The sequence below is a fragment of the Candidatus Palauibacter scopulicola genome (genome assembly GCF_947581915.1).
Classification (GTDB): domain Bacteria; phylum Gemmatimonadota; class Gemmatimonadetes; order Palauibacterales; family Palauibacteraceae; genus Palauibacter; species Palauibacter scopulicola.
The window spans coordinates 130,306-153,919 of sequence record NZ_CANPWG010000021.1; the positions used below are offsets into that span (position 1 = coordinate 130,306).

The following is a 23,614-nucleotide window of genomic DNA, read 5'->3' on the forward strand; positions in this document are numbered from 1 at the left end:
CCGCCAGCGAGCGAGAAGCCCGGCGTCGTTCGTTCGGACTCCCGGGCACGATAGGTTGCCTCCCTTCGCAGGTTCGTGATCCACAGGGAGAGACGTCGTGATGAAGGATGAAACGCAGGCTCCGGACAGGTTCCCGGAGGGAGAGCCGTCGATCAAGAATGTGTTGATCGCGCTGGAGCGGGCGCAGGAGGTCGCGCTGGCCCGCGCCGAGGCGGTTCGGCGACGCGAGGCCGAGGCTGCGCAAGCAGAGAAGGTCCTGACCGCCCCTGAACGTTGATTGGGGACCGAGACTCGAGGTTGTCGCTCGTCGCTGCAGCTTCTCCACGCCGCTCCGCTTGGAATTTATAGCAAGTTTAGCGATATTATCCCGTCAAGATAAACTCGCTAACCTTCGTATAAACGGCGGCACCGATGGATCCGATCCTCAACCCCTATTCTCCCGGCGCAGGGATGCCTCCACCCGAACTGGCGGGCCGGCAAGATCTCATGGATCGGATCCGGATCGCGCTCGAGAGGGCGCGCATGCGTCGTCCCGCCAAGAGCGTGCTCGCAGTCGGCCTCCGGGGGGTCGGCAAGACCGTTCTCTTGCTGAAATCCAGCGAGTACGCCGAGTCGAAGGGCATGCTGGTCACACGTGTCGAAGCGCCCGAGTCACGCTCGCTTCCTGCCCTGCTGGGACCGGGCCTCCGCCTGGCCATGATCCAGCTGGAAAAGAAGTCGCGCGCCAGCGAACTGGCGAGGCGCGCACTCCGGGGTCTGGCGGGGTTCGCCGGGGCCCTCAAGGTAAAGTACCAGGACATCGAATTCGGACTCGATCTCGACCCCGAGCCGGGTCTCGCGGACAACGGCGATCTCGAGCTTGACCTGCAGGCACTTCTGGAAGCCGTCGGGGAGGCCTGCGCGAGCGCGGATACGGGACTGGTCATGTTCGTGGACGAGCTCCAATACGTCGCCGAAGAGGAACTGGCGGCGCTGGTCGTCGCGCTGCACCGGGCCGCTCAACGCAGTCTTCCGATCACCCTCGTGGGGGCGGGGCTCCCGCAGTTGCGCGGCCGGATGGGTCGCGCCAAGTCCTATGCCGAGCGTTTATTCGACTTTCCGGAGGTGGGTCCGCTGTCCGCGGAAGCCGCGTTAACGGCGATCATCAAGCCGGCCCGGGACCTGGGCGTGGATTTCCAGCCGGAAGCGGTCGACATGATCCTTCGGGAGACCGAGGGATACCCCTACTTTCTCCAGGAATGGGGGAAGCACGTATGGGACGTGGCAGAAGAAACGCCGATCACGGCGAGCGATGTGCGGTCGGCGTCCGCAGCGGCCGTCGCGACGCTTGATGAGGGGTTCTTCATGGTGCGCTTCGATCGATCGACGCAAGCGGAGCGAAGATACCTCCGGGCCATGGCCGAACTCGGTCCGGGACCACATCGCTCTGGGCAGATTGCCGCGGTGCTTGACCGGGACGTCACTTCGCTCGCACCCATGCGCGCCCAATTGATCTCAAAGGGAATGATCTGGAGCCCCAGCCACGGAGACACCGCGTTTACAGTTCCCCGTTTCGACCGTTTCATGCGGCGGATCCTGCCCGGAGACGATTGGCGTTCGTAGCCGCCCTGCGCGGGACGGGCCTCGGGCCGCTGAGATGATTTCACTTGGAGAAGCGCCATGACGGAGGACCGGAGGCAGGCTCCGGACAGGTTCCCGGAGGGAGAGCCATCGGTGGAGAATGTCATGATTGCCCTCCGCCGCGCGCGGGAAGTGGCGCTGGCACGCGCGGCAGCCGTTCGGCGACGGGAAGCCGAGGCCGCGCGGGCCGAGAATGCGACATCCACCGCCGAGAACTGATATGGAGCGATGAGCACAGAAAACGTTGTCATCATCGGCTCGGGCCCCGCCGCGTGGACGGCGGCCATCTATGCGGCCCGGGCGAACCTGAATCCGCTCGTGTTCGAAGGTGCGGGGAGCCGCACCATGATCCCGGGTGGGCAGCTTATGTTCACAACTGATGTGGAGAACTATCCCGGCTTCCCCGAAGGGGTTAGCGGCATCGACATGATGTTGGACTTCAAGAAGCAGGCGCTGCGTTTCGACACGCGCGTGTTCACCGAGGACATCGTCGAGGTCGACTTCTCCAATCGACCCTTCCTGCTCCGTTCGTCAGGGGGTCAGGAGGTGCGCGCGGAGACCGTGATCGTGGCCACGGGGGCCAACGCGCGCTGGCTCGGCGTGCCGGGCGAGGAGCGGCTCGCGCAGAGTGGGGGTGGCGTGTCCGCGTGCGCCGTGTGCGACGGCGCCCTGCCCGTCTTCCGGGACCAGGTCCTCGCCGTCGTGGGAGGGGGCGACAGCGCGATGGAGGAGGCGCTCTACCTCACGAAGTTCGCGAGCGAGGTGCTGCTCATCCACCGGCGCGACGAACTGCGGGCGTCGCAGATCATGCAGGAGCGGGCCCTCGCCAGCGACAAGATCCGCTTTCTCTGGAACCGGACTGTGGAGGAGGTGTTCGGGGACGACGCGATCACCGGCCTCCGCCTGCGCGACACGGTGACGGGCGAGGCGTCGGAGGTCGAGGTGGGCGGGATGTTCGTGGCCATCGGCCACATCCCCAACACGGCGTTCCTGCAGGGCCAGGTCGACCTCAAGGAGAACGGCTACGTCGACATGCCCACGCCGTGGCGCACGGACACGAACGTGCCCGGAGTGTTCGCGGCGGGCGACGTCATGGACGACTACTACCGGCAGGCCGTCTCCGCGGCGGGCACCGGCTGCATGGCCGCCCTCGACGCCGAACGCTTCCTCGCCCACAACGGGTAGCCCGCGCCTCCGTCCTCACGCGCCGGGCATCCGGGTCGGGATGGGGTGGCGGCCGCTTCTGCGGTAGATCCTGAAGTCGCCGTCCAGGGTGAGGATCACGCTGCCCGGGTGCTGTTCGGACATCCGGACGAGGCACGCATCCGCCAGGGACATCGGGACGTCGTCGTACTTCTTCATCATCCGCGCGACCGCGGCGGCCTCGTCCGCCAGCCTGAACGACACAACGAGAACGCCCCGCTCGGCGAGCGAGACCACGGCTTCCGGCGCTCCGGCGCCGAGACGCTGCGCCAGAAAGCACGCCTCGGCGATGACGGCTTCGCAGGTGAGGAACGGAGGTTCGACGCGGGCCCACTGGTCCCGTGCCCAACGGTGATGCCCGTCCCGCGAGTTCAGGAAGGCGACCAGCGGGCCCGTATCGAGAATGGTGCACGGGTTCATCGACCGAAGCCGCGCAGGTAGTCCGGGTTCGCCGACAGATCCTCGGGCCCCGAGAAGGCGCCAGCTAGATCGGCGGCCCGGGACAGGGCGGAAACGGGTGGCGTGCTTCTCTCCATGCGCAGGAATGCCTCGAGGGCCTCGCGGATCAGCGCCGATCGGCTCACTCCCCGCCGGCGCGCGGCCTCGGAGACCTCCCGAGCGAGGTGCCCCGGCATCTTCAGCGATACAGGCTTCATTTCAGCCCTTCGCCTGTGTGTATTACATAATTGCCTACTACCGTAGTACGATAATAAGTATTACGCGATGTGCGATGTGCCGTCAATTCCAACTCGACGCGGGGGGGGACGTCCCGAGGCCCGGATTACCGGAAGATGACCTGGATTACCAGAAGATGATGTAGAGGACGGCGGCTCCCGCGATCACGCCTCCGGCCCAGAATCCGGCACGGGGGGCGGGCGTCAGGTCCACGCCTTCCGCGGCACGCGGCAGCCGGCGGGCGACCGAGAGCGGCCGCGCGCGGGTCACGAGGACGATGTACGCGCTGATCGCGAGGAAGGTGATCGCCATGTGGTGGAGGAACGCGACCTCCGGCAGCAGCCCCAGGAGGACGCCGTAGACGGGGATCCCGAGCACCATCCCGCCGAAGGCGGCGGCGGGCGGCGTGCGCGGCGCGAAGATCCCGAACAGGAACGCGGCCACGATCCCCGGCGAGATGAACCCCCAGAACATCTGGATGTACTCGAACACGCTCGGCGCGCGGGCCACGACAGGCGCCCACAGGCACGCCACCACCACGAGCACGCCCGTCGTCATCCGTCCCACGACCATGAGGCGCCGCGATGACGCCTCGGGCCGCAGGTGCCGCTTGTAGAGGTCGACGCTGAAGATCGTCGCCGCCGAGTTGAGCATCGAGTCGAGCGAACTCATCACGGCCCCGAACAGCGCCGCGAACATGATCCCCGTCAGCCCGACCGGGAGGAGTTCGCGCATCATCACCGGGTAGGCCTGGTCCGGGTTCGTCACCTGATCGGCGAACAGCTCGGCCGCCATGATCCCCGGGAAGATGATGATGAACGGGATGAACAACTTGATGAAGCCGGCCAGGAAGAGCCCACGCTGCCCGTCCGCCAGGCTGCGCGCCGCCAGCGTGCGCTGCGTGATGAACTGGTTCAGTCCCCAGTAGAAGATGTTCGGGATCCACAGGCCCCCGATGAAGACGGCGACCCACGGCATCTCCGGGTGGTTCCACGGGAGGACGGTGTGGAGCTTTCCGTCCGCCGCGTCGAGGAAGGGGCCGATGCCGCCCATGGCCCGGAACCCCAGCACGGTCACGAGCACGCCGCCGAGGAGGAGCGCCACGCCCTGGAGGAGATCGGACCACACCACCGCCTTCAGTCCGCCGTAAATGGTGTACCCGCCCGCGAGCACGCCGATGAGCCAGATGCCGGCCGACACGTCGAGGCCGAAGATCGACTCCAGAGCGAGCGCGCCGGAGTACAGCACCGTCGCGAGCGCCACGAGCACGTACGCCGCGAGGATGAAGCCCGCCATCAGGGTGCGCGTGCGCACGTCGTAGCGGAATTCGAGGTACTCGGGGATGGTGAAGATCCCCGCCGCGAGGAAGCGCGGCAGGAAGAAGAGTCCGACGAGGACGAGGGTGACGGCCGCCATCCACTCGTAGCTCGCGATCGCGAGTCCGATGTCGTAGCCCCGCCCCGCCATCCCCACGAAGTGTTCCGTCGAGATGTTCGACGCGATGAGCGAGAACCCGATGAGCCACCAGGGGAGGTTACGACCAGCGAGGAAGTATCCCGCCGCGTCCCGCCGCCCGCGAGAGGCGTAGAGCGACACCCCGACCACGAGCAGCAGAAAGCCCGCGAACGCCGCAACATCGAGCGGCCGGAAGGTCATATGCGGAGCTCCGGACGGGGGCGCGAGGGCGATTCGCAACGGAGGCTAGTGTTTAGCCGCCCGTTGCAAGACCCCGCAAGGGATGTGGACTCGGCGGGGCGGTCGCCCGGCGCGTGGCGGGCCTGTACGATGCCGCGGAAGATCGACTGCCGGCGACCTGATCCGGCGAGCACGGTTTCACCTACGGTTTGGAGCTGAGGTGTGAGAGAGTCGACGGGACCCATTATGGGCGCGGATCGCGAGACGCTGGCCACCTGGCTCTCGAAGCCCGGGCAGGAGGCCTGGATGACGATCTTCGAGATCGAGGGCTTCTTCTTCGCTCTGGCCGCGGGCCCGCGCCTTTGCCCGCCGGCGGAGTGGCTTCCGCTCGTCGTCGGCGGGGATGTGCCGGAGTTCGAGTCGGAGACCGAGACGGACCGCATCATGCGGGCGCTGTTCTCGGTGTACAACGAAGTCACGGCGGATGTCCGCCAGCGCGACGGCGCCCTCCCGGCGTCCCTCGAGTTCCGCGACGATCTCGAAGCCAACCTGGAACCCGACGCTCCCGTGTCGCAGTGGGCTCGCGGCTTCATGAAGGGCCACTTGTGGCTCGAGGAAGACTGGCGCGCCGGGGGCGATGAGGTGATGGACGAACTCGGCCTCTCACTCTGGGGACTCGGGATCTGGGCAAACCGGTCGACGCTCGAGTCCGTGCTGGAGGAGGAGGATGAAAGCGCCTCGCTCGAGGACGCCCTCGCGGGCGCACGAAGCGTCTTTCCCGATTGCGCGGCGATGTACGCGAAAGCGGGCCTGTCGCTCGAGGGAATCGCGCGCGAACGGAAACCTCGACGCCCCGCCGTTCGCGCCGACCGGCCGGGCCGGAACGCGCCATGCCCCTGCGGGAGCGGGCGAAAACACAAGAAATGCTGCGGTCGGATCCGGCTCGTGTAGCGTCCGCCGGCCGAGCGGTCAGCGCTCCGAATGCCCGAACGGGTTGACGGTCTTCACGCCGAGTCGCTCGAAATCGCGGACGTTGCGGGTCGCCACGGTCAGTCGGTTCACCGTGGCGACGGCGCCGATCATTCCATCCTGGAGCAGCGTGTCCGATTGCCCGTGCATGATCCGCGCCCATTCACGGAAGGCGGTCGCATCCACCGGGAGCACTTCGTACGTCTCGAGGACCTTGTCGAGCCACGCTTCCAGTTCCGCGGCCCTGGCCGAATCCTGCTCGCGGGTGATCTCGATTCCGGCCTGAATCTCACCGACCGTGACCGCCGAGAGACGCAATTCGGCGGCGGGAACGTCGCGAAACCATGCCAGCACCCCGCCGTGCGGCCTCGGGCGCCGCAACTCCGAAACGACGTTGGTATCGAGCAGGAACACGCGGCTAGTCGAATCGGGGCGTCGCCCGCTGCCGCACTTCGCGGCGCGGCGGAACGAGATGGTCCGTCCGGGCCTCGGGCGCGAGCAGCAGTTCTTTCAGGCTCGGCTTGGCCATCTTCTCCAACCGTCTCCAGTGGTCGATGGGCACCAGGACCGCGGCTTCGACGCCGCGTTTCGTGACAACTTGCGGCCCCTGCGTCAACGCCGTCTCAAGAAGCGCGCTGAAACGCGCCTTCGCTTCCTGAACCTGCCACGCGTTGCTCATTCAATCCCTCCGGGTGATCTGACTAGACATCAGACTAGTCCGATATTGGAAGGGAAGCAAGATTCGGCTGCAAGCTGCTCAGGAATCGACGTGGAGAACCCGCGAGAGGGTTTGCCTCGCTTCTTCGTGCCGGCTGGCGGGCACGCGGAGGACCTTCGCGGCCGCCGTCGGGCCCCAGGACACGGGTGCGAACTCCCCTTCGACCCTGAAGGGGATGTCGTCCGCCTCGAGGGCGAGCCGCGCCGCGAGGAATTCGCTCTCATCCCACGCCTCGAACACGCGGACCATGTCCTCGCTCCGTGTCACGTCGCCCTCATCATGATGAAGCAGGGATCTCCTCGATGTCGGCAGTCCAGCTCACCTTGATCGCGCCCTCCAGCGAACGGGCGGTGGGGCACTTCGCGCCGTGGCCGGCAAGGGCGCGGTCGACGGTCTCCCGGGCCTCGGCGGGGATGCGGAGCCGGTAGTGGACGACGATCTCCTCGAGCAGCGGCATGCGGTCGCGGAGGTGCAGGATGCCCTCCGCTTCGGCGGTGATGTCCTCGGGGGCCAGGCGGATGCCGCGCACTTCCAGTGCGCCGTTGAGCGTGCCCAGCATTCAGCCCCCGGTCGCGGCCACCTGGTAGTCGACGGGGAGCGGCAGGTCCTTCGCGTCGATCCGGTAGTGGGACTTGATGGGACCGTGGACGCCGAAGTCGATCTCGGTCCCCTCTTCGAGGCGGGCCCGCCGGTGCACGCCCTCGACCTTCTCGAGACGCGCGCGGGCAGTGTAGAACGGCTGGGACACGACGCTCTCCTTGTGCTTTCGGTTCCCCCTCGTGGGCGCTCCTTTACGCACCCGCCCTCCCTGCCGCATCTTCGGGCGGCGAGATTCGGGGCGTGACGCGCAAACGGAACGATCAAGAGCAACCAGCATGACGTCAACCCGCGACGGGAGCCGACTTGCGGCCGGAGCGACGGGCCGGATCGTGGCCGTGATCCTCATGGCGGGCGGGATCGCGGCCTGCGAGCGGGGCTCGGCCGAAACGGGGGCCCCCGCTCCACTCAGCGACCTGTCGGTGCTCAGCGACCGCTTCTGGGATGCCTACCTCTCCTGGAACCCGCTGCAGGCGACCTACCTGGGGGAGCACCGCCTCAGCGACCGCGTTCGCGACATCTCGCCGGCGGGGCGCAGCAATCGCCGGCGCGAGGTTGGTGCCCTCATGGATGCGCTCGCGGCCATCGACCTCGCGTCGCTGCGGCCCGGGAACCGGCTCACCTATCTTGCACTCGACCATCAGCTCTCGACGGAGGTCGCCGAGCAGACGTGCGATCTCGAGGTGTGGGTGGTGGACCACCGGGAGGGGTTCCAGCTCGACTTCCTCAACATCGTGGGCGCCCAGCCGCTGGAGACGCCGGTCGACGGCGAGCGCATGATCCGGCGCTGGAACGCGTTCGCGGACTATATCGACGACTACATCTCGAACCTCCGCACGGGCCTCGAGACGGGCCGGGTCGCGGCGCGCGCGTCGGTGAACCGGACGATCGTGCAGCTCGACGCGCTCCTCGAACGACCGGTCGAGGAATGGCCGATCTACGCTCCGGCGGGGACGCGGCTCGATGCCTGGCCCGAGGGGACGCGCCACGACTTCCGGGCCGGCATCCGGGAGGCCGCCTCGGAGCGCATCCAGCCCGCCTACGCGAGACTCCGCGATTTTCTGCGCGACGAACTCTATCCGCACTCGCGCACGGGAGCGGCGGTCGGACTCTCCAGCCTGCCGGGCGGCAGCGCCTGCTACGAGGCGATGATCCGCACCTTTACGACGCTCGACCTGACACCGGCCGAGATCCACGCCCAGGGTCTGGCGGAGCTGGAGAGCGTCCACGACGAACTGCGGACGCTTGGAGAGGAAGTCCTCGGCACGTCCGACCTGAAGGAGATCCAGCAGCGGCTGCGGTCGGACCCGGAGATGTTCTTCCGCTGGCCGGGGGAGATCGTGCAGATGGCCGAGGAGGCCTACGCGCGGGCGGCCCTCGTTATGCCCGACTGGTTCGGCACGACGCCGCGGACGGAGATGGTGATCCGTCCGATCCCGCTGTACGAGGCGCCGCAGAGCCAGCTCGCCTACTACCGGGAACCGGCGCCGGACGGATCGCGGCCCGGCACGTACTACGTGAACACCTACCGGCCCGAGATCCGTCCGCGGTACCAGGCCGATGTCCTCAGCTTCCACGAGGCGATTCCGGGGCACCACCTCCAGACGGCCATCGCCCAGGAGATCGAGGGTCTGCCCGAGTTCCGGAAGCACCTCGGCTCGGTCGCCTTTGTCGAGGGGTGGGCGCTGTACGCGGAGCACCTGGCCGACGAAATGGGCCTCTACGTGGACGGCCTGAGCCGCATCGGCCTCGCCTCCTACGATGCGTGGCGGGCCAGCCGGCTCGTCGTCGACACCGGCATCCATGCCTTCGGCTGGACCCGCGAGGAGGCGGTCGACTTCGTCCGCGAGAACACGCTGCTCGCCGAGGTGAACATCGAGAACGAGGTGGACCGCTACATCACATCGCCCGCCCAGGCGCTCACCTACAAGCTGGGGCAGCTCGAGATCTCGCGGCTGCGCTCGAAAGCGGAGGCGAGGCTCGGGGAGACGTTCTCCATCGCGGAGTTCCACGACCGGGTCCTGGAGAACGGCGCGCTGAGCCTTCCCGCGCTCAGCGACGCGATCGACAGCTGGCTCGCGGAGGCCGCCGGCTGACAGCAGCCCCGCTGCGTCCGAACCGGCGCTGACAGGGCGTCCTGCCCCGGGCTGCCCGCCGGGGTGGCCGTTGCCGCCTTGAGACGGCGTTGATCGTGCGCGGCACGTTCACGTCATGCGCTCTCTCGGCAGGATTCCACGGCTGCGGATCCCCGCGCCCCCGGTATCGGAGCCTCGCGGCTTCGCGCTGCCGTCCGTGATGCTCACCCTGCTGCTCGTTTCGCTCATGGCGGCCGGCGGCTTCTTCATCACCTGGATCGACGGACAGTCCGCCCGCGCCTTCGCGCGCTCCACGGAGGCCTTCTACGTGGCCGAGAGCGGGCTCGCGACGGCGATCGCGCTCGCCGAGATGCCGAACCCTTCCGTGCCTCCCGTCACGCTGGGCGCGGGAACCGCGACGGTCTCCTTCGAGCGGCTCATCGAACTGCGGCCCGGAGAGGCCGTGTACCGCGCCCAATCCCTGGGACGGGTCGTCCACGGCGGCGCGACCTTCGAGCGGTCGGTGGGGCAGCTTCTCTGGGTGGCCGGCCCGCCGCGGGTTCCCGGCGCGCTCGTCCTCGTGGGGAGCGCGGGCGGCACCCCCCCGAAGGGGACGATCACGGGCCTGGGCACATCCGGGGGCGCTTGTCCGCAACAGCCCTCGCCGGTCGCGGGCGTCGCGTACTGGGGCGGACCGGCGCCGGCGCCCGATTCGTTGCTCACGATCTCGGGATCCCCGGCGGACCGACGGCTGCCGGCGGATGCGTCCGTCGCGGCGGAAACGGGGATCCGCTGGACGGAACTGGTCGCTTCCTGGGGTCCGCGTCCCGACGCGGTCGTGCCGCCCGATCCGTGGCCGTCTCCCGGAGCCGATTCGTCCTATACGCGGATCTCGGGGGCGGCGGCGCTCGGCGCGGGCTCCAGCGGGCGCGGCGCCCTCGTCGTGGAGGGCAACCTGACGCTCAACGATGGGTTCGGCTGGAGGGGGCTCATCCTCGTGGGCGGCGCCCTGATCCTGAACGGCGATGTCTCGATCCAGGGGAGCGTGGCAAGCGGGCTCGCCGGTGGCGCGGGGGTGGCGGCCGATTTCGGCGGCCACCGCATCGACCTGCGCTTCAGCGCCTGCGCCGTCGCGGCGGCCGCGGAGCGACTCACCGCGCCGGCAGCGGCCATCCCCGGCACGTGGTACGAAGTCTGGTAGCCCTGGCAGGCCGTGGCCGGTCAGAGGTGCTCGGCGACGAGGTCCGGGAGTCCATCGGGATTGTCGACGTGCAGCCAGTGGCCACCGGTGAGTTCGTGGAAATGTACGCGGCCGTTCAGCATCGCCGCTCGAAGCCGCCCGCGATCATCCGCCGAGAGGATGTCCGACTGGGCGGCTCGCACGACGTGGACTTCCGACGGGGGGACGGGCGTCTCGATGACGTCCCAGAGGTCGCGCCTGAAGTAGTCGGCAAGCAGTTCTTCGGCGGCATCGGGGTCGAGGCGCCACCGATAGCGGGCGTCGACGAAGACGAGGTTGGTCGCCAGCCAGTGCGCGACGGGCGAGGCGAACCCCTCGGCCTCCACCACGGATACGGCGTCACGCCGCTCCGCGAAGGGCCCCGGGTGCCGGCGAATCACATCCAGCAGTCGGGCGGCGCCTCCGCCGGGCGAGCGGCGGGAGGGCGTCGCGTCGATCATCCACGTCTGGCTCGGCGTCGCGGCCGCCGCCACCATCAGCGCCACCTTGCCGCCGAAGGAGTGCCCGAGGGTCGCGTCCACGGGCCGCTCGAGCGACTCCGAGAGTTCGAGCACGTCGTGCACGCACGCGGCAAGGGTGTGCGGCGGCTCGAAGCGGGGCGAGTGCCCGTGCAGCCGCAGGTCCACGAGCACGGCTCCCCATTCGGGACGCCGGGCGACGAGCCGGCGGGCGAATGAAGCCCAGTTGCGGCCGGTGCCGTAAATGCCGTGCAGCACGTAGAGCCAGCGCCGGGAACCCGCCTCGGAGACGGTGTACTGATGCAGGAATGGTCGAGACACGGAACGAAAGGTAATGGATCTTGAATGATCTGTCGGCGTTCGAGCCGGCACCGGGCCTCCGGAATCCTCACGCACAGACCATCGTGGGACGGATCGTGCGCCGCCGCTTCGAGCCGCGGTACGACCGGGTTCGGCTCGACACGGACGACGGCGATTTCGTCGATCTCGATGTGTGGAGGGGACTGGAAGCGCCCTCGGGTCTGTGCCTCCTTCTCCACGGACTCGAGGGGAGCGCGCACTCGGGCTACATGGTGACGACAAGCGAGGCGCTGGCGGCCGCCGGCATCCAGGCGGTGGCGCTCAACTTCCGTTCGTGCAGCGGGGAGCCGAACCGTCTGCCGGGTGCCTACCACTCGGGTCGGACGGACGACATCGAGCGTGCGCTGGACTGGATGGCGGCGCGCTTCCCGGGTCTCCCGCGGGCCGCCGTCGGGTTCTCGCTGGGCGGGAACGCGCTCCTCAACCTGCTCGGAAGGGAGGGCGGCGGCCGGAGCCTCGTCGCCGCGGCCGCCGTATCGGTCCCCTACGACCTCGAATCCAGCGCCGACGCCCTGCAGCGCGGGATGGGACGCGTCTACGGCCGGCGTTTCCTTCGCAGCCTGCGGGAGAAGGCCCGTGAAAAGGCCCTGAGGTTCCCGGACGTCGTGGCCCCCGGGGCGGCGAGGGCGCGCACGCTTCGCGAGTTCGATGACCGGCTCACGGCGCCGATTCACGGCTTTCGCGACGCCGCCGACTACTACGCGCGCTGCAGCGCGAAGCGTTTCGTGGACCCCGTGGACCTTCCCATGCTGCTTATCCACGCGCGGGACGACCCGCTCGCCCCGGGGAGTTCGGTGCCCGTCGAGACGATCCGGCGGCGCCCGAATCTGTCCCTCGCACTGACCGAACGCGGCGGGCATCTCGGGTTCGTGGGCCGGGGGCGCGGCATGGGACGGGCCGGCGCGCGGGCCGGCGCGCGAACCGGCTGGCTCGAAGAGACCGTTACCCGCTACATCTCGCGGGCGATGCATCGGACACCGCACCGGACAACGCATCCCGATTCCGGCGTGTTTTAAGTGGTTTGTACGACTATTGTCCGCAGCCTTCAGGATGGGAGTCATTTCATGCGCGGATTTTCACGAGTCGCGGCCCTGGCGGCCGCCTTCGCCTGCCTGGCCACGCCAGTCGCCGGACAGGGCTTCGGACGGAGCCCGGCCGTTGCGGTCTCGTCCGGCCAGGTCCTTATCGCCGAGAGCGGCGGCCCGACGTCCACGGGAGCCGTCTACGTCTACGAGCGGGGGCCGGATGGATGGGCCGTCTCCGCGGAACTTGCGCCCTACGGGGCGGAGGAGGGCGGCCGGTTCGGGACTTCGCTCGCCGTCGATGGGGACCGCATGCTCGTCGGTTCGCCCGCCGCGGCCCACGTGTTCGAGCGGAGCGACGGCGTATGGGAGGAAGTCGCGACGCTGAGGCCGACCGATCTGCCGGAGGGTTTCCTCTTCGGCACCAGCGGGGCCGTCGCGGGCGACATCGCGCTGGTGTCGGCGCCGGGTCGGGCGCCCCGGCAGGGGGCTCCTGCCGCCGGCCGCGTCTACTTCTTCGAGTGGGACGGCTCCGCCTGGAATGAAGCCGGGTCGGTCGAATCTCCCGAGGCGGCCGCTGGAGACGGGTTCGGCGCCGCGATGCTCACGGATGGCCGGGTGGCGGCGATCGGCGCTCCGGGGACCGCCGACGGCGCCGGGGCCGTGTTCTTCTTCACGCGGGCCGAGGACGGAACCTGGACGGCGGCGCCGGAACCGCTCACGGCCGCGGAAGCGGGCCAGAACGCGGCCTTCGGAAGCGTCCTGTACGGCGAGGACACCGAGGACGGATTCCGGCTCGTGGTTGGAGCACCCGGCGCGGGCGGCGTAGGCATCGCCTACACGTTCACGCCCGATGGCGATGCCTGGAGGCCCGAAGGCCGGTTCTATCCGCCGGTCGTCGCCGGGGGCCGATCCTTCGGCCGGACCTTCGCCGAAGCCTTCGCGGCCGTGGACGGAGAGATCTGGATCGGCGGGTCCGGCTCCGGCGCGGGCCGCGAGGGGCGGGTGCTTCGCTACTCGACCGACCCCGAAGGCGGGGTCGAGTTGGCCGGCGCCCTCTCCGCCTCGAACCGGGCCGCGGGCGATGGCTTCGGCGGCGGGGTCGCCGTGCAGGGTGACGTCGCGGTGGTCGCCGCGAGCCGCAAGGACTACGGGATGGGGACCGCCTACGTCTTCGAGCGGCGGGGCGACGAGTGGGTCGAAACCGCCGAGGTGTGGAGCGACGCGAAGAACTACGCCGCGATCAACGGCCACGAAGTGGGCTGCGAGGAGGGCGTCTCGGCCGACTTCGACTGCAGCGAAGTGAACATCCTCTCCTTCATGCCCGTGCAGTCGCTCGGGGCGAACCGCGGCGTCCGCGTCAACGACGTGTGGGGCTGGACCGATCCCCAGACCGGACGCGAATACGCCCTCGTCGGGCTTACCGACCAGGCTTCCTTCGTCGACATCACCGACTCGCAGAACCCGCGCTACGTCGGGCGTCTCCCCATGACGGAGGGCGCGCGGGGCAGCGTGTGGCGCGACATCAAGGTCTTCAGGGACCACGCCTTCATCGTTTCCGATGGGGCGGGCGACCACGGGATGCAGGTGTTCGACCTCACCCGTCTCCGCGATGTCGGGAGCGAGCCGGTCACCTTCGAGGCGGACGCCCACTACGATGGGATCGCGAGCGCGCATAACATCGTGATCAACGAGGCGACGGGCTTCGCCTACAGCGTGGGATCGAGCGGAGGGGGCGAGACGTGCGGCGGCGGCCTCCACATGATCGACATCAACGAGCCCACCGAGCCGAGTTTCGTCGGCTGCTTCGGGCACGAGGGCACCGGGCGCCGCGGCACCGGGTACTCGCACGACGCGCTCTGCCTGATCTACGACGGCCCGGACCGCGAGCACGCCGGCAAGGAGATCTGCTTCGGCTCCAACGAGACCGACGTCTCGATCGCGGACGTCACCGACAAGGAGAACCCGATCCCGCTGTCGACCGCCACCTACGCCAACGTCGCCTACGCGCACCAGGGCTGGGTGACGGAGGATCACCGCTATTTCTATCTGGGCGACGAACTCGATGAACTCAGGACGCAGTTCTCGGGGACGCGCACAATGATCTTCGACATCACCGATCTCGACGACCCCGTCCTCGTCAAGGAGCACTTCGGCGAGTCCACGGCGAGCGACCACAACATGTACGTGCTCGACAACCTGCTCTACCAGTCGAACTACAACAGCGGGCTGCGGATCCTCGACGTGAGCGACGCCGAGAATCCGACCGAGGTCGGCTTCCTCGACACCGTGCCGTACGCCGAGGGGCCGTCGATGGGCGGCTCGTGGAGCAACTATCCGTACTTCGCGAGCGGGACGATCATCGTGACGAGCGGGAGCGAGGGCCTGTTCATGGTGAAGTACCAGAAGCCGGAACTCGTGCCGTAATGAGGAGAATCGCAGCGCGGCTTTGGCCAGGGGCTGCCCGAACCGCGCGGGCGGGCCTCCTCGCCCTGGGGGTGGCCGGATTGGTAGCGGTTCGGGCCGCCGCGGCGGGGGACGTGCCCGCCGCCTCCGCGGAAGGTCCGTTCCTCTACGTGGCGAACCAGGAGGCGGCGGCCGTGACCGTCATCGACCTGGAGACCCACGAGGTCGTGGAGGTCATCGACTTGGAGGCCATGGGGTACGGGGCGAACGCGAAGCCGCACCACGTCGCGGTCGAGCCGGACGGGTCGTTCTGGTACGTGTCGCTCATCGCGGCCGACCGGGTGCTCAAGTTCGACCGCGACAACGAACTCGTCGCTTCCGTCGAGTTCGAGCGTCCCGGCCTCCTCGCGCTCCACCCCTCGGAGCCCTGGCTGTTCGTCGGGCGGTCGATGGCGGCGGTGAACCCGCCCCAGCGCATCGGCCGCATTGACCGCATCTCGATGGAGGTCGAGGAGTACGATGTCTTCATCCCGCGTCCGCACGCCCTGCTGGCGAGTCCCGACGGCGGGTGGGTCTACGCGGGAAGCCTGGGCGAGAACTCCGTCGTCACGGTCGAAGCGGAGAGCGGCGAGGCCGAGTTGCTCAGGCTGCCCGGCTCCGGGACGATGCCTCACGTTCTCGTCCAGTACGCGATCTCGCCGGACGGCGGGACGCTCGTTGCGACGGCGGAGATGACGGCCAAGCTCCTCGTGTTCGACGTCACGCAGCCGGTGGCGCCGAAGCTGGTGGGAGAGCTGGACGTGGGGGCGCGGCCGTGGCACCCGAGCTGGTCGGCGGACGGACGCTGGATCTGGTTCGGCAACCTGGGCGCGAACGAGGTCACACTCGTCGACACCTCCGACTGGTCCGTGGCCGCCGTGATCCGGGGCGAAGGCCTCGCCGAACCGCACGGCAGCGTGCTATCGCCGGACGGCTCCCGACTCTACGTGGCGAACCGGAACGAGACCGGCTCATACACGTCGTCGGATCGGATGGGATACGACGCGCCCGGCGGCACGGTCGTCGTCATCGACACCGCGACCCGCGAGATCATCGACGTCATCGAGACCCCGCCCTACGCGTCGGGCATCGGTCTCGCGTCCAGCCCGCGCTGAGGGCCCCGGCGACGTGAGCCGCATGGCCGGGCCCCGCAGTCGGCGGGCCGCGCCGGGAGCGCTGACCGCGGCGCTCCTCGTGGCAGGATGCGCATCGGGCGCCGCCGGTCCGGGGGAGCTGGCGCCGGAGCGCGCGGCCGGCGGCGGACCCGGGTTCGTTCGCGCCGTCATTCCCTTTCCGGTGTTCGACGAAGCCGGGAACCCGTACGAAATCCCCTTCCTCGGCGGCTTCAACGTGCCCCGTCCGCAGTGGGTGGACATCGACGGAGATGGCGACCTCGACCTCTTCGTGCAGGAGACGACGAACCGTCTGATGTTCTTCGAGCGCGAGGACACGCCGGACGGACGGCGCCACACCTGGCGGCCGGAGGCGTACTCGGATCTCGAGGTCGGCGAGTGGTTCCGCTTCGTGGATGTCGACGCGGACGGCGACCGCGACCTCCTCGCGGAGTCCCCCTTCAGCTACATGAAGCTCTACCGGAACACGGGCACGGCGGGCGGGGCCGTATTCGAACTCATCGCGGACACCCTCCGCGACACGCGCGGTGAGGCGATCTTCTCGGACCGGCAGAACATCCCCAACGCGGCGGACATCGACTGCGACGGCCGCCTCGACCTCTTCATCGGCCGCCTCGTGGGGACGGTCACGCGCTACGAGGCGACGGGCGCGTTCGGCGCGAACGCCTCGCCCTTCCGGCACATCACGGACCGTTTCGAGGACATCGAGATCGTCGCCGACCCGGCGGCCGCCGGGGGCGTGCCGCCCTTCGGCGGCCCGGACGCGGGCGGGCCCCTCCCCACCCTGCACGGGGCGAACACGATGGCGCTGGCCGACTACGACGCGGACGGCGACACGGACATGTTCTGGGGCGACTTCTTCGAGGCCGGACTCCTCCTGATCGAGAACGCCGGCTCGTGCGAGGCGCCGAACCTCCGGGTGGAGCCGCGTCCCTTCCCTCTCGACGACCCGATCCGGACGAGCGGCTACAACGCTCCGACCTTCGGCGACTACGACGGCGACGGCGACCTCGACCTGCTCATCGGCGTGCTCGGCGGCGCGTACAACGCGAACACGACGACCGCCGACAACCTCATGCTCTTCTCGCAGGAGTCGGACGGCGGCTTCGAACTGCGGACGCGCCGCTTCATCTCGCAGATCGATGTGGGCAGCGAGAGCGTGGCTTCCCTCGTGGATCTCGATGGCGACGGCGACCTCGACCTCCTGCTCGGCAACAAGATCGACCCCGGCGATCTGTCGAACTCGCGCGTCTTCCTGTTCGAGAACGAAGGGAGCGGGACGCGGCCGGTCTTCCGCCGGACGGGCGAGTTCGAACTGCCGGGCGCCTACCACAACGCGCCCGCCTTCGGCGACCTGGACGGGGACGGCGATCTCGACCTGCTGCTCGGCACCTGGCGCGACGAGATCCGCTACGCGCGCAACGAGGGGTCGGCCATGGAACCCCGCCTCGCGCTGGTGGACTCGGCGTTCGTCGAGATCACGCGCGGGAGCAACGCGACGCCCGCGCTCGGCGACCTCGACGGCGATGGAGACCTCGACCTCATGATCGGGGAGTCCTCGGGAGCGCTGAATTACTACGTGAACATCGGCTCCGCCTCGGAACCGAGCTTCGAATTCGTGAGCGACGAATACGGGGGAATCGACATCGGCCGGAGGAGCTTCCCCAAACTCCTCGACCACGACGGGGACGGCGATCTCGATCTCATCGTCGGCACCGAGTCCGACGGGATCCGCTACTTCCGAAACGATGGGACTCCCGCGGCCCCGAACTTCGTCGAGGCCGACGGCGGGTTCCCCTCCGCGGACGATCTGCCGCTATTTGCGACGCCGGAGTTCGGGGACCTGGACGGGGACGGTGACCTCGACCTCGTCGTCGGCGCCGCCGGGGGCGGCCTCTACTACTTCGAACGACGTTGAATCGTTGAAAGGACGTAAAGGATGTACCTGATGAATAGAACGCGCACGTTCTTCGCTGCGACCGTCTGCGGCCTGCTCCTGCCGGGGGCGGCGGAAGCCCAGGAATTCGGCGGCACGGTGGTGCTCCACGAAGGAACGATCATCGTCAGCGAAGCGGTCGACGCGGCTGCGAATCCACAGGACCCATCGTCGGCCTCGCCCCGCAGCCTCTACGTGTACGAGAGGGCCGGAGAAGGCTGGGAGCGCACGGCGACGCTGCGCGCGCCGGAACATGGCGGCGCGGATTACTTCGGCCGCTTCGTGCTCGCGGACGGCGACCGGCTGCTGGTCGGGGCCACGGCGCTCGACTCCGACGGGGACGGCCAGAGCGACGGCAGCGTCCTGATCTTCCGGCGCGGCGGAGACGGGTGGGAATTCGAGCGCTACCTGCGGCCGGAGAGCGTCCCGCCCGGCGTGTCCTTCGGCCGCTTCGCCTCGATCGGCGGCAACCTCCTCGTCGTCACCGCGCTGGGCTATCAGGAAACCGGCGGGGCCTGGGTCTTCACGCGCGGCGCGGATGGCGAGTGGATCGAGGACGGGATCCTGACCTCCGCCGACCCGGATCCCCAGCAGGAGTTCTTCGGCTGGGGCGCCCACACCGATGGCGAACGCGTGATCGTGGGCGCCTTCGCCGGCCCGCAACTGCCCGGGGCCGCGTACGTGTTCGGGCGGAGTGCCGAAGGTGACTGGGTGCAGGAGGCGCGGCTCGGCCACGAGGGCGACGAGAGGCAGCCGGGAGCGGCATTGGTGGCGAATCGCGCCGCGGTCCTCGCGGTCGGCATCAACGGCTCCCACGCCCTTCTCGGGCTGCCGGGCGCCTACGACGGGGCGGGGACGGTCCTCAACTACGTGCGCCGCTCGTCCGGCGAGTGGGTGCGGCAGGGATCGCTGTCGGCTTTCCAGCGTCAGCCCGGCGACTATTTCGGAGCGACCATCGCGGCGCGCGATGACGAACTCTGGATCGCGGCACCGGGCGCGGGCCGTTTCGGCGCGATCTACGCCTTCTCCCGGGATGCCGCGGCCGCGGAGTTCGGCTCGGTGACCCGCATCGCCGCGGGGCCCGGAACGGATGCGGGAGACGGCTTCGGCCTCTCGATCTCCGCCTCCGGCGACATGGCGGTCGTTGGGCAGCCGTGGGACGATGCGGCGCTCGGTTCCGCCGCCGTGTTCGAGAACCGGGATGGCACATGGTCCGAAACGGCAAAGCTCTTCATCCCCGAGGAACGGCGCCCGCTGACGGCGCTCTCCGAGGTCGACTGCGGCGACGATGGCATGGCGGACCAGTTCACCTGCGACCAGGTGGACGTGATCTCATTCCTGCCGCTCGACGCGATCGGCGGCACCGACCGCGGCATCGAGACGAACGATGTCTGGGGGTGGACGGATCCGCAGACCGGCCGCGAGTACGCGATCGTCGGCCGCACGGATGGCACCGCGTTCATCGACATCTCCGACCCCGCGGCGCCCGTCTACCTGGGCAGTCTGCCGAAGACGCCGGGCTCGCTGACGCAGTCGTGGCGCGACATCAAGGTTCATGCAAACCACGCCTTCGTCGTGGCGGACAATGCCGGCGAGCACGGGATGCAGGTCTTCGACCTCACGCGGCTCCGCGACGTGCGCGGTGCGCCGGTCGAGTTCGATCCCGACACGGTCTACGAGGGGATCGCGAGCGCCCACAACGTGGTGATCAACGAGGAGACCGCGACCGCGTACGCCGTCGGTTCGAGCGGCGGCGGCGAGACGTGCGGCGGTGGGCTCCACATGATCGACGTCAGCGATCCGAAGGCGCCGACCTTCCTCGGCTGCCACGCGGAGGCGGGCACCGGACGAGGGCAGACCGGCTACACGCACGACGCGCAGTGCGTGAACTACCACGGCCCGGACGCCGAGCACGTCGGGAAGGAGATCTGCCTCAAGGCCAACGAGACGCACGTCGTGATCGCGGACGTCACGGACCGGGACAACCCGGTCACGCTCTCGACCGCCGATTACCCGGCCGCCACCTACACGCACCAGGGCTGGCTCACGGACGACCACCGCTATTTCTACCAGAACGACGAACTCGACGAGATGGCTTCGGTGGGCCAGGCGCAGCAGACCGGGACGGAGCCCGACATGGAGGCGAGCCGCACGCTCATCTGGGACGTCTCGGACCTGGACGATCCGATCCTCGTCAAGGAACACTTCGGGGAGACGTTCACGATCGACCACAACCTCTACATCGTGGGCGATCTCATGTACCAGTCGAACTACGTGAGCGGGCTGCGCGTGCTCGACATCAGCGACCGCGAGAACCCGCGCGAGGTCGGCTTCTTCGACACGGTGCCGTGGGACGAGTCCGTCACCTTCGACGGCTCGTGGTCGAACTACCCGTTCTTCGCCAGCGGGACGATCATCGTGTCGAGCGGCAAGGAAGGCGTGTTCTTCCTCCGGTACCGCCGGCCGGAACTGGTGCCCTGAGACGCCCGGGTCACCCGCCCGCGGCGGCCGCCCGGCCGCTGACGGCGCGGGCGCTCGCGCTCCTGGCGGGGGTTGCGGGCTGGGGATGCTCGGATGGCACCGGCCCCTCCCCGGCTCCGCCACCGCCGCCCGCGCCACCGGAGCCCGCCGCCTTCGAGCTGGTGGCGAACGAAGTGCTGACCGGACTCTCCCAACCGGTCTTCCTCACCGCTCCGCCGGGAGACGCGAGACTCTTCGTCGTGGAGCAGACGGGCCGCATCCGCATCGCGAGCCCGGACGGGCAACTCCTCGCGGACCCCTTCCTCGACCTTTCGGGCCGTGTCGGCACGGCCCCCGAGGGCGGCCTCCTCACGATGGCCTTCCACCCGCGGTACGCGGACAACGGACAGGTCTTCGTCTACTACACCGACACGGGGGACGACACGGTGGTCGAGCGCTACACCGTCTCGGGGGACCCCGACCGGCTCGACCCGGGCTCGGCGAAGCGGATCCTCGCGCTCACGCAGCGCCGCCAGAACCACAACGGCGGGATGCTGCAGTTCGGGCCCGACGGGATGCTGTACATCTTCCTCGGCGACGAGGGCGGGGCGGGCGATCCGTTCGGCAACGGCCAGAATCCGGAGACGCTGCACGGTTCGATCCTCCGTATCGACGTGGACGGAGGCGACCCGTACGCGATCCCGGACGACAACCCGTTCGCGGGAGAAGAGGGCGCGCGGGGCGAGATCTGGGCCATCGGCGTCCGGAATCCGTGGCGCTCGACCTTCGACTTCGCGGACAACGTCCTCTACGTGGCGGACGTGGGCCAGAACGAGCGTGAGGAGATCAATGCGGTGCCGGCGGGCGAGGCGGGCGTGAACTACGGCTGGAGCACCATGGAGGGAACCGCCTGCTACCAGAGCTCCGGGTGCGACATGTCGGGGCTTACCCTGCCCGTCGTCGAGTACATCCACGACGGCAGCGTCTGCTCGGTGACCGGAGGATACGTCTACCGCGGCTCACAGCTCCCCGAGATCGCGGGGCACTACTTCTACTCGGATTTCTGCACCGGCTTCCTGCGGAGCTTCCGGTTCGACGGCGGGCAGGCGACGGACGAGCGACGCTGGAACGCGGGGAGCCTCGGGGCGGTGTCGTCCTTCGGCGTCGACGGCGCCGGGGAACTTTACGTCGTGAACATCACCGGCTCCGTCTCCCGCCTGGAGCGCCGCCAGCCGTAGCGGCGCTCGGCGGGCCGCCGTGTTCGATGATACCCGCCGATGGCCGCCGGATCGTGTCGACGCTGCTGGGCCGGGGCTGCTAAACCCTGAACGTCAGCCCCACCTGGAAGAGCAGGAAGTCAACATCGGAGGCGATGGGCGAGAACGAACTCCCGCCGAAGCCGTCCTCGACGATGCTCCCGGGCACGAGATACTCCGTGTGGCCGTGCCTCCGGTACTGGGCTTCGAGCTTCAACACTACCGGCTTGGCGGACCGGCTGACCGGGATCGCCAGGCCGCCGCCGACGCCGTACGCCGCGCGCACGTCGTCGAAGTTCACCGTCGTCCCCTGATAGGGCGAGTCGCGATGGAGCGTCTGGTAGAGGTCCCAACCAGGCTCGGCGGAGCTGACCGTGAAGAAGTAGCCGAGCCCGACGAAGCCGTTCACGTAGGGTTGGACGGGGCCGTACGGAAACCGGATCTCGGGGCCGAATCCCAGGTAGCCGATGTTGTTCTGCGTGACGACGTCGGTCAGGATCCGGTCGGTCGCCGCGAATACCGGGACGCCAAGCGTCTCCGACCCGTATTCGAGGAAGCCGGCTTCGAACCGGACCCGGAAGGCGGGGGAGTCCGCGAAGCCGAGCAGGGCCGTGAGCGCCCCCCCGAAACCGTCGTTGACGAACGAACCGAATTGCCCCCGCGGCGACATCACGGACAAGATCCCGCCCAAGTCCCATTGCGCGCCGTTTCCGCCCCCGGAGGCGTCCCGGGGCGGTTGGCCGGGGAGCTGTCCGCCCGGCACCTGCGCCGCGACGTCCAAAGGCGCCAGCGTCACCAGCGTCACAAGCACGGCGAGTCCGGTCCCGAGCGCGCTTCGACTCCTCCGCCGTTTGCGCAGCATCCGTGTACGCATCATCCGTCCCGCTCCTTCCCGCGTTTCCCTGGCGTCCGGTCGGTCGCCCGGCTCCGCGCCCGCTGTCTCTCGTCGTCCCGTAGACGGCCGCACTCCGGAAACCGTCACAGCGTAATCTCGCCGGTAAGGTAGAGCGCCGCACGACCGGCGATCGTCACGCGGTCCCCGAGGTGGCGACAGATGAGGGTACCGCCGCGGGCGCTGATCTGCCTCGCCTCGAGCGGCGCCTCGCCGCGACCGAGCCGCTCGGCCCAGTAGGGCGCCAGCGTGCAGTGCGCGGAGCCCGTGACCGGATCCTCCGGCACGCCGACGCTCGGCGCAAAGAAGCGGGACACGAAATCCGCGCTCACTCCGGGCGCGCTCACGATGATCCCGAGCCGGTCCAGTCCGCGCAGCCGCGCGAAATCCGGCTTCAGCTTCCGGACATCGTCCTCGGCCTCGAGGAGGACGAGATAGTCCCGCTCCGAGGCCAGAACCTCCGCCGGTGCGGCCCCCAGCCCCTCCACCAGGGCGCGAGGGGCCTCGCGCGGGGCCGCGGGACGCGCCGGAAAGTCCATCACGAGGAGATCCCCCTCGCCCCGTTCCACGACGAGCTCACCGCTTCTCGTCTCGAAACGCACGTTCTCGCGGCCCGGCGCCAGCCGCTCGAGAATGACCCAGGCGGAGGCCAGCGTCGCGTGGCCGCACAGGTCGACCTCCGACAGAGGCGTGAACCAGCGGAGCCCGAACCCATCTCCTTCGCTTTCGTCGTCGCGAACGAAGAACGCGGTCTCCGAGAGGTTGTTCTCCGCCGCGATCTTCTGCAGGACGTCGTCGTCGAGCCACGCCTCGAGCGGACAGACGGCGGCCGGATTGCCTTCGAAGGGCCGGTCCGAGAAGGCGTCGAGCTGGTACAGCGGGATCTTCATGCGCGCTCCGTGCGACGTGAACTGCCAATT

The 23,614-nt window shown here is 69.0% G+C and carries 23 protein-coding genes; 12 read left to right on the forward strand and 11 right to left on the reverse strand.

The window, feature by feature from the left end; all coding sequences use genetic code 11:
* Positions 1-100 precede the first annotated feature (100 nt).
* The 3 genes from RN743_RS04515 (at position 101) to trxB (ending at position 2,805) form a co-directional block, all read left to right on the forward strand.
* Complete coding sequence (locus RN743_RS04515) at positions 101-277, forward strand: hypothetical protein (protein ID WP_310776711.1); 177 nt, start codon at positions 101-103, stop codon at positions 275-277.
* Positions 278-411: 134 nt separating this feature from the next.
* A complete protein-coding gene (locus RN743_RS04520) occupies positions 412-1,602 on the forward strand; it encodes an ATP-binding protein (RefSeq protein ID WP_310776715.1) in 1,191 nt (396 codons plus the stop codon).
* A 246-nt stretch (positions 1,603-1,848) separates the two neighbouring features.
* Entirely contained in the window at positions 1,849-2,805 is a 957-nt protein-coding gene (gene trxB / locus RN743_RS04525) for a thioredoxin-disulfide reductase (RefSeq protein ID WP_310776718.1), read from the forward strand.
* A 15-nt stretch (positions 2,806-2,820) separates the two neighbouring features.
* On the opposite strand, the gene RN743_RS04530 is transcribed toward trxB, so the two are convergent.
* The 3 genes from RN743_RS04530 to RN743_RS04540 form a co-directional block, all read right to left on the reverse strand.
* A complete protein-coding gene (locus RN743_RS04530; protein ID WP_310776721.1) occupies positions 2,821-3,243 on the reverse strand; it encodes a PIN domain-containing protein in 423 nt (140 codons plus the stop codon).
* Entirely contained in the window at positions 3,240-3,479 is a 240-nt protein-coding gene (locus RN743_RS04535) for a ribbon-helix-helix protein, CopG family (RefSeq protein ID WP_310776723.1), read from the reverse strand. Before RN743_RS04535 ends, RN743_RS04530 begins: the two co-directional genes overlap by 4 nt.
* 145 nt (positions 3,480-3,624) lie before the next feature.
* Positions 3,625-5,154, reverse strand: a complete 1,530-nt coding sequence (locus RN743_RS04540) for a solute:sodium symporter family transporter (protein ID WP_310776725.1) — start codon at positions 5,152-5,154, stop codon at positions 3,625-3,627.
* A gap of 201 nt (positions 5,155-5,355) precedes the next feature.
* Between RN743_RS04540 and RN743_RS04545 the strand changes: the two genes are divergently transcribed.
* Entirely contained in the window at positions 5,356-6,084 is a 729-nt protein-coding gene (locus tag RN743_RS04545; protein WP_310776728.1) for a UPF0149 family protein, read from the forward strand.
* An 18-nt stretch (positions 6,085-6,102) separates the two neighbouring features.
* On the opposite strand, the gene RN743_RS04550 is transcribed toward RN743_RS04545, so the two are convergent.
* The 5 genes from RN743_RS04550 to RN743_RS04570 all read right to left on the reverse strand — a co-directional run bounded on the left by RN743_RS04550 (position 6,103) and on the right by RN743_RS04570 (position 7,568).
* Positions 6,103-6,516, reverse strand: a complete 414-nt coding sequence (locus tag RN743_RS04550; protein WP_310776731.1) for a type II toxin-antitoxin system VapC family toxin — start codon at positions 6,514-6,516, stop codon at positions 6,103-6,105.
* A gap of 4 nt (positions 6,517-6,520) precedes the next feature.
* A complete protein-coding gene (locus RN743_RS04555; protein ID WP_310776734.1) occupies positions 6,521-6,781 on the reverse strand; it encodes a type II toxin-antitoxin system Phd/YefM family antitoxin in 261 nt (86 codons plus the stop codon).
* 78 nt (positions 6,782-6,859) lie between these two features.
* Positions 6,860-7,087: a hypothetical protein gene (locus RN743_RS04560; RefSeq protein ID WP_310776737.1), complete on the reverse strand. Its 228-nt coding sequence runs from the start codon at positions 7,085-7,087 to the stop codon at positions 6,860-6,862.
* A 10-nt stretch (positions 7,088-7,097) separates the two neighbouring features.
* Complete coding sequence (locus RN743_RS04565) at positions 7,098-7,379, reverse strand: OsmC family protein (RefSeq protein ID WP_310776740.1); 282 nt, start codon at positions 7,377-7,379, stop codon at positions 7,098-7,100.
* Positions 7,380-7,568, reverse strand: a complete 189-nt coding sequence (locus RN743_RS04570; RefSeq protein ID WP_310776743.1) for a hypothetical protein — start codon at positions 7,566-7,568, stop codon at positions 7,380-7,382.
* 127 nt (positions 7,569-7,695) lie between these two features.
* On the opposite strand from RN743_RS04570, the gene RN743_RS04575 reads away from it, so the two are divergent.
* Together RN743_RS04575 and RN743_RS04580 are read left to right on the forward strand one after the other, a co-directional pair.
* Complete coding sequence (locus tag RN743_RS04575; protein WP_310776746.1) at positions 7,696-9,513, forward strand: DUF885 domain-containing protein; 1,818 nt, start codon at positions 7,696-7,698, stop codon at positions 9,511-9,513.
* 115 nt (positions 9,514-9,628) lie between these two features.
* Entirely contained in the window at positions 9,629-10,693 is a 1,065-nt protein-coding gene (locus RN743_RS04580; protein WP_310776748.1) for a hypothetical protein, read from the forward strand.
* Positions 10,694-10,713: 20 nt separating this feature from the next.
* On the opposite strand, the gene RN743_RS04585 is transcribed toward RN743_RS04580, so the two are convergent.
* Positions 10,714-11,511, reverse strand: a complete 798-nt coding sequence (locus tag RN743_RS04585; RefSeq protein ID WP_310776754.1) for an alpha/beta fold hydrolase — start codon at positions 11,509-11,511, stop codon at positions 10,714-10,716.
* A gap of 20 nt (positions 11,512-11,531) precedes the next feature.
* Between RN743_RS04585 and RN743_RS04590 the strand changes: the two genes are divergently transcribed.
* The 6 genes from RN743_RS04590 (at position 11,532) to RN743_RS04615 (ending at position 21,784) form a co-directional block, all read left to right on the forward strand.
* Positions 11,532-12,566 carry an alpha/beta fold hydrolase gene (locus tag RN743_RS04590; RefSeq protein WP_310776757.1) on the forward strand — a complete coding sequence of 345 codons (1,035 nt, stop codon included), beginning with the start codon at positions 11,532-11,534 and terminating at the stop codon, positions 12,564-12,566.
* A 48-nt stretch (positions 12,567-12,614) separates the two neighbouring features.
* On the forward strand, positions 12,615-14,999 hold the full coding sequence (locus RN743_RS04595) for a choice-of-anchor B family protein (protein ID WP_310776759.1): 2,385 nt from the start codon (positions 12,615-12,617) through the stop codon (positions 14,997-14,999).
* An 80-nt stretch (positions 15,000-15,079) separates the two neighbouring features.
* Positions 15,080-16,132 carry a YncE family protein gene (locus tag RN743_RS04600; protein WP_310776762.1) on the forward strand — a complete coding sequence of 351 codons (1,053 nt, stop codon included), beginning with the start codon at positions 15,080-15,082 and terminating at the stop codon, positions 16,130-16,132.
* Positions 16,133-16,154: 22 nt separating this feature from the next.
* Positions 16,155-18,068, forward strand: coding sequence for a VCBS repeat-containing protein (locus RN743_RS04605; protein WP_310776884.1), 1,914 nt, complete (start codon positions 16,155-16,157; stop codon positions 18,066-18,068).
* Positions 18,069-18,098: 30 nt separating this feature from the next.
* Entirely contained in the window at positions 18,099-20,567 is a 2,469-nt protein-coding gene (locus tag RN743_RS04610; RefSeq protein ID WP_310776765.1) for a choice-of-anchor B family protein, read from the forward strand.
* 161 nt (positions 20,568-20,728) lie between these two features.
* Positions 20,729-21,784, forward strand: a complete 1,056-nt coding sequence (locus tag RN743_RS04615; protein WP_310776767.1) for a PQQ-dependent sugar dehydrogenase — start codon at positions 20,729-20,731, stop codon at positions 21,782-21,784.
* Between the two features lie 79 nt (positions 21,785-21,863).
* Here RN743_RS04615 and RN743_RS04620 read toward each other — a convergent pair whose 3' ends face one another.
* Both RN743_RS04620 and RN743_RS04625 read right to left on the reverse strand, forming a co-directional pair.
* The gene (locus RN743_RS04620) at positions 21,864-22,679 is read right to left on the reverse strand and encodes a hypothetical protein (RefSeq protein WP_310776770.1); all 816 of its coding nucleotides are present in this window, start codon (positions 22,677-22,679) and stop codon (positions 21,864-21,866) included.
* A 101-nt stretch (positions 22,680-22,780) separates the two neighbouring features.
* On the reverse strand, positions 22,781-23,584 hold the full coding sequence (locus RN743_RS04625; RefSeq protein WP_310776772.1) for a PhzF family phenazine biosynthesis protein: 804 nt from the start codon (positions 23,582-23,584) through the stop codon (positions 22,781-22,783).
* Positions 23,585-23,614 lie beyond the last annotated feature (30 nt).